This is a genomic window from Thermoactinospora rubra (genome assembly GCF_002093975.1).
Taxonomy (GTDB): Bacteria; Actinomycetota; Actinomycetes; order Streptosporangiales; family Streptosporangiaceae; genus Nonomuraea; species Nonomuraea rubra_A.
In genome coordinates, this window is record NZ_KZ084340.1 from 28,959 (window position 1) to 38,734 (window position 9,776).

Below are 9,776 nucleotides of genomic sequence, written 5' to 3' on the forward strand. Positions count from 1 at the left end.
AGCGGGAAGGAGAGGAACAGCATGGCCGAGGAGACACCCTGGCAGCAGGCGCTGCGCTACGCCAACCGCGCCAACCCGTACCCCTTCTACACCGAGCTCCGCAAGACCCCGGTGGCGCGGCAGCCGGACGGCACCTACGTCGTCAGCACCTACCGGGAGATCGTCACGCTGCTCCACGACCCCCGCGTCAGCTCCGATGTCCGCAAGCTCCCATCCCGTGCCCCCGCCCCGGCCGCGGCGGAACCGGGGGCCGAGCCGATCACCGAGGCCGTCATCGAACTGGAGCCGAACATCATCACCTGCGACCCGCCCGAGCACGATCACGACCGCCGCATGATGACGCGGCACTTCTTCGGCCCGGCCGACGCCCCGCACCAGATCTCCGACCTCGAGCCCGACATCCGCCGCATCGTCGCCGGCCTTCTGGACGGGATGCGGGGCAAGACCCGGATCGACGTCGTCGACGAGTTCGCCTACCCGCTGCCGGTGACCCTCATCTGCAAGATCCTGGGCGTGCCGCTGGAGGACGAACCGCGCTTCCATGCCTGGATCGAGACCGCCCTGGACGCTCTCGACTTCGGCCCGGAGGCGGCCTCCGAGGAGATGCGGAGCCGGCTGGCGGGCGCGCGCCGGAGCGTGAAGGAGCTCGCGCAGTTCATGGCCGGGCTGCTCGAGCAGTACGCCGAGCGGCCCGGCCCCGGCATGCTCTCGGCGATGGTGCACGACGGCGGCCCGGACGGGCGCATGTCCAAGGGCGTGCTCGCCAGCAACGCCGTGCTCCTGCTGTTCGCCGGGCACGAGACCACGGTCAATCTGATCGCCCACAGCGTGCTCACCCTGCTGCGGCACCCCGAGGCGCTGGAGGAGCTGCGCCGCCGCCCCGAGCTGATCGTGCCCGCGGTGGAGGAGCTGCTGCGGTTCGAGTCGTCGGTCCAGTTCTGGCACACCCGCTCCGCCGTCGAGGACATCGACATCGCGGGCACCACCATCCCCGCGGGCTCGCCAATCTTCCTGGTGTACGGGTCGGCGAACCGTGACCCGCAACGGTTCGAAAACCCCGACCAGCTCGACCTCCAACGCCCCGACAACCAGCACCTGGGCTTCAGCCAGGGCATCCACTACTGCTTCGGCGCTCCGCTCGCCCGGCTGGAGGTGCAGGTTGCAGTCGATGAGTTCGTCCGCCGCGTGGAGAATCCCCGGCTCGTCACCGACCCGCCGCCCTACCGCCACAACCAGATCTTCCGCGGCCCGCGCCACGTCCTGGTCGACATCGACGGGATCCGCGACTGACCAAGTATGCGCACAAGGATCGCTATGCGGGCTTTTCAACTCGTCGAATGGCAAGAACCGCCCGAGCTGCGCGAGGTGCCGGTGCCCGAGCCCGGCCCGGGACAGGTCCTGGTGAAGGTCGGGGGTGCCGGGGCCTGCCACTCCGATCTGCACATCATGCAGGCACCTGCGCCCCCAATCGGCGCGAGGCTGCCCTTCACGCTCGGCCATGAGAATGCCGGCTGGGTGGAGACGCCGGGACCAGGCGTCACCGGGTTCGCGCCCGGAGACCCTGTGCTCGTCTACGGCCCCTGGGGTTGCGGCCTGTGCGCCAACTGCCGGGAGGGCAGGGAGAACTACTGCGAGAAGACCGCCGGAATGGGCGGGGGCCTGGGTGGTCACGACGGCGGTATGGCGGAGTACCTGCTGGTCCCGGCGTCACGATTCCTGATCCCGCTGGAAACCCTCGATCCCCGCGAGGCCGCGCCGCTCAGCGACGCCGGGCTGACCAGCTACCACGCCGTCAAGCGGTCGCTGCACCTGCTGGGGCCTGGCTCGACCGCGGTCGTGATCGGGGCGGGCGCTCTGGGCCAGATGGCCATCCAGATTCTGCGCACACTCAGCGCGGCGACCACCGTCGTCGCCGTGGACACCGCAGCCGACAAGCTGGAGATCGCCAGGCGCATGGGCGCGGACGAAGGCCTGCTGTCCGGCGACGGGGCGATCACGCGGATCAAGGACATCACGCGGGGGCAGGGCGCTCAGCTCGTGCTGGACATGGTCGGCGTGGATTCGACTCTGCAGATGGCTGCTCAAGTGGCGCGGGTGCTCGGTCACTTGACCGTCGTCGGCCTCGGTGGCGGAGCCCTGCCCGTCAACTTCTCCAGCCCGCCGCACGAGTGTTCGGTCACCTCGCCCTACTGGGGCTCCATCCCCGAACTCATGGAAGTGATCACCCTTGCCCGGCAGCAGAAGATCAAGATGCTGGTCGAGCACTTCCCTTTGGAGCGCGCCGGCGAGGCCTACCAGCTCCTGCACGACGGCAAGATCCAAGGACGCGCGGTCATCAACCCCCACGCGTGAGCACGGGATTCACCACCTCAGTCGCCGGGGCCGGTACCCGTTCGCCAACCGGGCCGCCATGAGGCGACGCGCTTCGTCAACGACATGCCCTGTGATGGGGCCTCGTCGGCGAGGATGCCGAAGGTGCGCAGGAGGTTTTCGGTGATCTGGTCGGTGGCCTGGACGTCGTCGCGGTCGGGTTGGGTGTGCAGGAGCTGGCCGAGGCACAGGGTGGTGCCCGCGGCGATGGTGAAGGCGAGCTCGCCGGCCGGCCTTGCAGCCGGCGATGAAGGTCTGGGTGGCCTGGATGAGCTCGGCGCGGGTGCGCATCCTGCGCCGCTCCAGGCTGCTCGGTGAAGCGACGGCCATCCGCTCTCACTCGGGGCTGACGGAATCCTCACTTCTCTTTAGACATCTCATTACAATTGTGACGATAATCTACATAAGTGACGATAACATCAGAACCGTAATGGATCATAACTTTTGGAAGGAGGTGGCCGTGGCCAGACACTCCAGATGTGCGCCGCCGTGCCGTACGGTCACCTGACTGTGCCATTTGGAGAGGAACGACGCGGCGACTAAACAATGATCACTTGGCCTCCTCGACGCTCATGGTTGTGGAATCATCTACGAGCCGACAGCCACGCCGTCCGAGGAGCGGGCCTGCGCCAAGGCGGCCGTGGCGCGCCGTCCGCCCAGATCCATGAGGCCCCTCGCGAGCTAATCCCGCTGACTACAGGCGCTGTCCTCTACCACCGCATACTCCGCGCCAACCCGGCAAGTCTCCAATCGTGCCGCACGCGGCCGGACTTGATCGGCGCCTGCCTCGTACCTGACTGGACGGCCCTTACCCGAAACCTCGCTCGAACGGCAGAGCGCAGCGCGGTTGCCCTTCCCCACAGTGCGCCTTCCGGACCGCCCGCGATCGGGTCGGGCCGCCTGAACGCCATCGAGGCGCGCATCAACGCAGTCAAGCGACCAAGACAACCCCGCAGGGAGCGCGCCCACGCATCCCACAAATCCGACAGATCCGGGAGGCAGATTCCATCATGCCCGCAACCACCGACACCACGGCAGTAAGCCTCGAACACGCCGTCAAGGCGCTGCTGAGTGAATACGACGCGCTGAAGGCCGAAGAGCGGCAGCGGATCGGCGCCCGCAGCCAATTGCTGTACGCCACGCTCACCGCAGTCGCCGGCATCAGCACTGTCACTACAACCGTGGGCCGACTGGAACTGCTGTTGCTGCTGCCGCTGGCCGCCACAGTGCTGGGCTGGGCCTACGTCATGAACGACCACAAGATCAGCGCCATTGGGCGCTACGTCCGCGGCCGACTGGCGCCGCACCTGGGGGGCCTCGTCGACGACGGCTCCAGTGACATCGACATGTTCAGGTGGGAGAAATACCACCGAGAGGATCCACTCCGCCCCTCTCGCAAGCGGCTACAACTGGCGGTGGACCTGGCCGCGTTCTGCGCGCCCTCGCTGACCGCCCTCACCCTCCTCTGGCTGCTGGGCCCCCACACTCCACTGGTCCGGATCGGCTCGGCCGCCGCGCTGGCCGCAGTGATGATCCTGGCGACCCAGATCATCCGCTACGCGGACGTAGCCGGTCCCGCACAGCGGACATGATCAAGGCCGCCTGCGTCTCCCCGTGGCCTCTCTTCGCCGCCTTCAATACTGGCACGCGGCTCCGACGCGCTGCACGCCGCGTCGCCCGTCTGCAGGGTGCCGTGACGCAACCGCCGGGACACATCTGGGCTCGGGGTCGGCTGGCGCGGGTGTCAGGCAGGCTTGTTGCACCTTGATGGAGAGGTGTCGGGACCCGCGCAGCAACGGCGTTGGCAGGTAGGGCGACGGATCCTAGGCCATGAGTGGGATGGCGAGGCAGGGGGGCAGCGCGCCGCGTGCGATGTGGGTTTCAATGGCCTGAGGCGAGCACGATTACTAGGGACGCGCCTTTGGGAGAGGCTGAGGCTCGTCGGTAGCCCGTGTTGGCCCACGTCCAAGAGCCGATCAGCAGGACGGACTCTCCGACGGTTGTTGACCGGGCCTATTAGCCCTTTCCGGCTTACTTGGTCTGCCCCCCAAGAAGTTGCGGTAGGCGGTGTTCAGATCCGCCAGGGTCTGCTGTAACACCACCGCCGAGACCTCGCCCAGCCAGGAGCGTTCCGGCGTCTTCTTCGCCTCGGTGATGACCTGCTTGGACAACTCGCCGTCCGAGAGGTACGGCAAGCCCCGCTCGTATGCGTCCTGCCTGGCGCGCAGCCCGTCGTTGAACACCGTCCGGGCGCACCCGAACGCCCGCGCCAGCGCCTGGCGCTGGCGCGGTGTCGGGTAGCGGCGGAGGTTGTACCGAAGCTGCACGCCATGATCCCAGCCTTGGTTTATGGCCGAGTATGGAGACATCAGAACTGGTAGGCACTGCGTTTTCGTCCTGCATGCTCACTTGGTTTTCGTGACCAAGTTCCGGCATCGGGTGTTCGCCGGAGTCCACCTGGAGCGCCTGGAGCAGATCATGCGGGCGGTGTGCGCGGACTTCGAGTGCGAGCTGGCCGAGTTCAACGGCGCGAGCAGCCACGTCCACCTGCTGGTGAACTTCCCGCCGAAGGTCGCGCTGTCCCGCCTGGTCAACTCCCTCAAAGGGGTGTCCTCCCGGCGGATGCGCGCCGAGTTCCCCGAACTTGCCCGTCACTACTACCGGGTGAACAAGCTGTGGTCGGGTTCCTACTTCGCCGGATCGGTGGGCGGCGCACCGCTCAGCGTCCTGCGCCAGTACATCGAGCAGCAAAACCGCCCGTTATGAGCCGGGTAGACGCCGGATCGCCTGGGGCGATCCGGCTTCCCTGCCCCGCTACGCGGGAGAGTACGCTTCACCCCCGGCCTGAGGGCCGGAGCATCGCGGACGAACCCGGTAGCCCAGGCCCGCGGAGGTCGCGCGCCCGCGATGACGAGACCCGGTCACGCCGCGGGTCGCGGCCGTGCGCCGAGCGTGCTCACCGCCGCGGCCAGGGCGGCGACCCCTTCGGCGATGCGGTTCTCGCTCAGGTGGGAGTAGCCGAGGATGAGGCCCTGGCGGCCCGGCCTGGCCAGCCGGTACGGCTCCACGCCGGCAACGTGGACGCCGTGCTCGGCCGCCGCCGCGACCACCTCCTGCTCCCGCAGGCCGTCCGGGAGCCAGGCCACGACGTGCAGGCCGGCCGCGATGCCGGCGGGCTCGAAGCCGGGCAGGTGCTCGGCCAGCCGGGCGAGCAGGACGTCGCGGCGGTGGCGGTAGACGGGGCGCATGCGGCGCAGGTGGCGGTCGAACTCGCCGCGCAGCAGGAAGTCGGCGAAGGCGAGCTGGTCGATGGCCGGCGAGCCGCGGTCGGCCAGCAGCTTGGCGTCGGCGACCGCGTCGGCCAGGTGCGGGGGCAGCACGAGCCAGCCGAGGCGAAGTCCGGGGGCGAGGGTCTTGCTGACGGAGCCCGCGTAGGCGACCGCGTCGGGGGCCAGGCCCTGGATGGCGCCGATGGGGGCGCGGTCATAGCGGTACTCCACATCGTAGTCGTCCTCCAGGATGACCGCGCCCCGCTTCCGAGCCCAGCGCACCACGGCCGTGCGCGCCCGGGCGGGCAGCACGCCGCCCAGCGGCCACTGGTGGGACGGGGTGAGGACGACCAGGTCGGCGTCGCTGCGTTCGAGGGCGGCCGGGTCGATGCCCTCGCCGGTGACCGGCAGGCCCACGACCTCGAGCCCGTGCAGGCGGGCCAGCGGCCGGATGTCGTCGTCGGCCGAGGGGTCCTCCACGGCGATCCTGCGGGCGCCGCGCTGGGCCAGCACGCTGGTGATGAGCGCGGCCGCCTGGCCGAAGCCGCTGGTGATGAGCACCCGCGAGGGATGGGCCGAGGTGCCGCGGGCGCGGTTGAGGTAGTCGGCCAGGGCGGTGCGCAGCTCGGGCAGGCCGTACCCGTCGAGGTAGTTGAGCCGGTCATGCGGCGCTTCGGTGAGCACGCGCCGCAGCGAGCGCAGCCAGGCCGCGCGGGGGAAGCGTGCCGGGTCGGTACGGCCGTAGCCGAAGTCGATCCGCGGGGCCGCGGGCTGCGGCGGCGCGGGGGCGGGGGAGGGCTCCTCTGGTCCGGCGGCGACGCGGGTGTAGGAACCGGGGGTGCTGGCGAGGTAGCCCTCGGCGATCAGCTGATCGTAGGCCTCGACCACGACCCCACGGGAGACGCCGAGCTCGGTGGCGAGCCGGCGGGAGGAGGGCAGCGAGGCGCCCTGGCGCAGGCGGCCCGCGCGGATGCCGGCACGCAGGGCCGTCTCGATCTGCCGGTGCAGCGGTACGGCGCCGGCTCGGTCGAGCTCGATCAGCAGGTCGTGGACCAGGCTGGAGTTCACCGCGCTCACCGTCGCAGGCTAGCGGGCGCCGGGCCGTACGGCTGTATGGCTCATCCGGCGACGAAGGCGCCCACGGAGGCCGCGCACAGCAGCAGCCCGGCCGCGTGCGCCGGGTTGGTCCGCTCCCGCAGCACCAGGGCGGCCAGGGCGACGGTGAAGGCGGGGTAGAGGGAGGTGATGACAGCCGAGATCGCGAGCGTTCCCTCACGGGTGGAGAAGGTGTACAGCAGCGTCGCGCCCACGCCCAGGACCCCGGGCCAGATCGCCGTCCACGGCGGTCGCGTGCCCGTGGCGCCGGACGCGGCCCGCCTGCCGGTCACCACGGCAGACTCGGCTCGCCCGCCGGCCACCACTGCGGACACGGTCCGCCTGCCGGCCACCACGACGGCGGCCAGGACGGCCGCGCCGACCAGCTGGCTCGCGGCCACCGGCCACAGGCCGGATGCGTCCCCGGCCCGGTCCAGGCAGACGAACAGGGCGGCGAAGCCGAACCCGGCCAGCAGCCCCTCGCCCACACCCCCGCCGCCCCGCGCGCCCGACTGCGAGGACACCAGCCAGATACCGGGGATGGCCAGCCCGACGCCGAGGACGGCGAGCACGGTGAACCGCTGGCCCGACAGCAGGTCGATCGGGATCGGGATCCCCGCCGCCCCCACGGCGGACAGGGGCCCGGCCACGTTCATCCGTCCCCGGGACAGGCCGCGGTAGAGGGCAAGGGTGCCCACGGCCCCGCCCAGCCCGGCGCCCATTCCCCACAGGACGGCGCTCCAGCCGGGCCGCGAGCTCACCGCGAGGGCGGCGGCCAGGGCGCCGGCCGCGGCGGCGGACTGGCCGACGAGCCCGACCAGCGCGTAATGGGTGCGGCGGGACAGCAGCCCGCCCAGGAAGTCCGAGGCGCCGTACAGGGCCGCGGCGGCCAGTGCCAACAGGATCGCTGCCTGCATCGGTGCTCACCTGCCCACGCGGTAGGAGAGGTGGAAGGCGTTCGGGCCGGCCAGCGCACTCACCGGCTCCAGCGTGCCGGTGAAGCCAGGGCCGAACAGGGCGGTGCCGAAGGGCGCCTCCACGGTGACGCCGGGGCCGGCGACGTATCCGTCCAGCGACGGGCTGATGTCCACGATGGTCCGTCCCACGATCTTGTCCTCTCAGGGGCCTGCCGTCTTGTTGATCTCATCCTCGAAGCGAACCGGCTCTTCCGACAGGACCGATTGCGTGCCGTACATCAGGACCGATTGCTGAATCAGCCGGAGGCCCTGCTGTTCCGCAGGGGGCCGCTGGCCAGGTTCGCCCTCATCGATGCGAAGCCCCTGATCTCGGGTGACGTCATCCTGTCCTACCGGCCTACGGCGTGACGCGGCTCACCAGCAGATCCGCCGCGATGCGCGCGGGGCGGCACAGCGTCTGGCCGTGCACGCGGAAGAGCTCGTCGCGGGAGTCGAAGCGGCCCAGGTCCGCCAGCACGTGCCCGGACAGGTCGCAGGAGGGGCAGGCGGTGCCGTCCCAGTCCACCGCCGTGGTGGCGACGGCCTCGAAGAGGGTCTGCGGTCCGGCGTTGGTGAACGGCTCTCCGCACCGCGTGCCGTACAGCTCCGAGACCGCGATCCACTGATCGTCCACCAGGAACTCCGGCCAGGCCGGCACCACCTCGCGGGGCAGGAGGGCGCGGAGGCGGGGCAGGCGCCGCTCCCAGAAGCGGCCCTCGACCAGCAGTCCCCTGACGCGCGTGGCGATGCCGTGCGAGCGGGCCACGGCCTCCAGGACGGCCATGCGCTGGCTGCAGGAACCCCGGCCTCTGGCGAGGGTGACCGAGACCGGTTGCGCCTCGTTCATCGCATACACCGGCCGGAGGAGCGTGCCGATCAGGCGATGCGCGTCCCGGAGCAGGCCCGGGCCCGTCACCTGGGCCGCCACGGCGGCCACGCGCGGATGACGCCAGTCGAGGATGGGCGTCGGCTCCACACCGCCGGAGGACCGGCGCGACGGGTCCGGGACTCGACACCCGCGCGGCGAAAGCAACCGCGAGATCACTCGGCCACGATACCGGCGAAGCGGCTTCACAGATCCCAGCGAGGCTCGTCGAGCAGCAGCAGGGTGGCGCCCGACAGCTCCAGGAGCAGGATCTGGAGCCTGGCCTGCCGGCCGCCGGAGAGGGTCTCGAACGGCTGGGCACCGCCCGGGCGAGGTCGTAGCGGGCCGGCGCCGCCATGGCGTCGTTGCGTTCCAGGGCGTGGCCGGTCATGACGATCTCGGCGAGGGTACGGCTCGGCGAGGGTACGGCCGTGCAGGTCGGGACGGGTGTGGGTCTGGGTGAACAGACCGGGGCGCACCCGGGCGCCGAGCCGTACCTCGCCGGTGTGCGACGGGCTCCTCGGCGAGCAGGCGGAAGAAGTGCGACTTGCCGGTGCGGCCCCCGGCCGGCCGCATGCGGATGCGCCGGGCGGCTTGGGGGCACGCTCGGGCAGCCCGGCTTCCTCGAAGCGCGCCGGCCGGGTGACGGCCGCCCGGCAGGCGCCGGAGATCCGCCGAGGCCCTGCTGCGCCGCCTGGCCTACCACCACCCGCGGAGGGCGTGAACCGGCTCCGGCCGGGAAAACCGTGCGGCGCGCATCGCCTTGACCCTCACGTCACGAGAGGCCGGACGCTGACGTCATGCATGCCTTGGCGGCTCCCGGGATCGATCACGAGATCTATCCCATGCCCATGTTCGTGACCTTCACCGTCACCGATCCGGCCGTCTCGGCCCGCTGGTACGAAGCCGCGGGATTCGTGGTCCTGGCGACCCTGCCGGGCCCGGACGGCCCGGACTCGGTGGTGCATCTGCGCCGGTTGCGCTACCAAGACCTGCTGCTCGTCGAGGGAGATCCAGCGCCGGGCGTCCAGGTTTGCCTCGCCTGCGGGGAGGACGACCTCGATGTCCGTGCCGACGTCCTGCGCCGCCATCTCGCCGACAACGGCGTCGCAGGCACCGTTGCGGGGCCGCGGAACACCGCCTGGTACACCCGTGATCTGGTCGTCACGGATCCTGACGGCTACCAAAATGCGGGCCAGTGCTCCGGCCTTCAGGCCGGGG

The 9,776-nt window shown here is 70.7% G+C and carries 10 protein-coding genes and 1 pseudogene; 5 read left to right on the top strand and 6 right to left on the bottom strand.

The window, feature by feature from the left end; translation table 11 throughout:
• Positions 1 to 21: 21 nt before the first annotated feature.
• The 3 genes from BSB02_RS16725 to BSB02_RS16735 all read left to right on the top strand — a co-directional run bounded on the left by BSB02_RS16725 (position 22) and on the right by BSB02_RS16735 (position 3,962).
• Positions 22 to 1,290 (top strand): cytochrome P450, encoded by a 1,269-nt coding sequence (locus BSB02_RS16725; protein WP_084959904.1) that lies wholly within the window; start codon positions 22 to 24, stop codon positions 1,288 to 1,290.
• Between the two features lie 6 nt (positions 1,291 to 1,296).
• Entirely contained in the window at positions 1,297 to 2,352 is a 1,056-nt protein-coding gene (locus BSB02_RS16730) for an NAD(P)-dependent alcohol dehydrogenase (RefSeq protein ID WP_240506467.1), read from the top strand.
• Positions 2,353 to 3,380: 1,028 nt separating this feature from the next.
• Complete coding sequence (locus BSB02_RS16735) at positions 3,381 to 3,962, top strand: hypothetical protein (protein ID WP_084959908.1); 582 nt, start codon at positions 3,381 to 3,383, stop codon at positions 3,960 to 3,962.
• A gap of 438 nt (positions 3,963 to 4,400) precedes the next feature.
• Here the strand turns inward: BSB02_RS16735 and BSB02_RS16740 are convergent.
• A pseudogene (locus BSB02_RS16740) lies at positions 4,401 to 4,697 on the bottom strand (helix-turn-helix domain-containing protein); the annotation flags it as partial.
• Between the two features lie 22 nt (positions 4,698 to 4,719).
• Between BSB02_RS16740 and tnpA the strand changes: the two are divergent.
• Positions 4,720 to 5,136, top strand: a complete 417-nt coding sequence (gene tnpA / locus BSB02_RS16745; RefSeq protein WP_084959910.1) for an IS200/IS605 family transposase — start codon at positions 4,720 to 4,722, stop codon at positions 5,134 to 5,136.
• Positions 5,137 to 5,291: 155 nt separating this feature from the next.
• Here the strand turns inward: tnpA and pdxR are convergent, their stop codons facing one another.
• From pdxR to BSB02_RS16770, 5 genes are all read right to left on the bottom strand, one after another.
• Positions 5,292 to 6,716 (bottom strand): MocR-like pyridoxine biosynthesis transcription factor PdxR, encoded by a 1,425-nt coding sequence (gene pdxR, locus BSB02_RS16750; protein WP_206184741.1) that lies wholly within the window; start codon positions 6,714 to 6,716, stop codon positions 5,292 to 5,294.
• Positions 6,717 to 6,757: 41 nt separating this feature from the next.
• Complete coding sequence (locus tag BSB02_RS16755) at positions 6,758 to 7,651, bottom strand: EamA family transporter (RefSeq protein WP_084959912.1); 894 nt, start codon at positions 7,649 to 7,651, stop codon at positions 6,758 to 6,760.
• A 6-nt stretch (positions 7,652 to 7,657) separates the two neighbouring features.
• A complete protein-coding gene (locus BSB02_RS16760) occupies positions 7,658 to 7,840 on the bottom strand; it encodes a hypothetical protein (protein ID WP_084959914.1) in 183 nt (60 codons plus the stop codon).
• A gap of 208 nt (positions 7,841 to 8,048) precedes the next feature.
• A complete protein-coding gene (locus BSB02_RS16765) occupies positions 8,049 to 8,666 on the bottom strand; it encodes a transglutaminase domain-containing protein (protein WP_206184742.1) in 618 nt (205 codons plus the stop codon).
• Between the two features lie 95 nt (positions 8,667 to 8,761).
• On the bottom strand, positions 8,762 to 9,034 hold the full coding sequence (locus tag BSB02_RS16770) for a P-loop NTPase family protein (RefSeq protein ID WP_206184743.1): 273 nt from the start codon (positions 9,032 to 9,034) through the stop codon (positions 8,762 to 8,764).
• Between the two features lie 321 nt (positions 9,035 to 9,355).
• Between BSB02_RS16770 and BSB02_RS16775 the strand changes: the two genes are divergently transcribed.
• A partial coding sequence (locus tag BSB02_RS16775; RefSeq protein ID WP_084959918.1) for a VOC family protein occupies positions 9,356 to 9,776 on the top strand: 421 nt, incomplete at its 3' end.

Coding starts and splice junctions, on each gene's coding strand:
- BSB02_RS16725 (WP_084959904.1), top strand. CDS start 22: ATGGCCGAGGAGACACCCTGGCAGCAGGCGCTGCGCTACGCCAACCGC.
- BSB02_RS16730 (WP_240506467.1), top strand. CDS start 1,297: ATGCGCACAAGGATCGCTATGCGGGCTTTTCAACTCGTCGAATGGCAA.
- BSB02_RS16735 (WP_084959908.1), top strand. CDS start 3,381: ATGCCCGCAACCACCGACACCACGGCAGTAAGCCTCGAACACGCCGTC.
- tnpA (WP_084959910.1), top strand. CDS start 4,720: ATGGCCGAGTATGGAGACATCAGAACTGGTAGGCACTGCGTTTTCGTC.
- BSB02_RS16755 (WP_084959912.1), bottom strand. CDS start 7,651: ATGCAGGCAGCGATCCTGTTGGCACTGGCCGCCGCGGCCCTGTACGGC.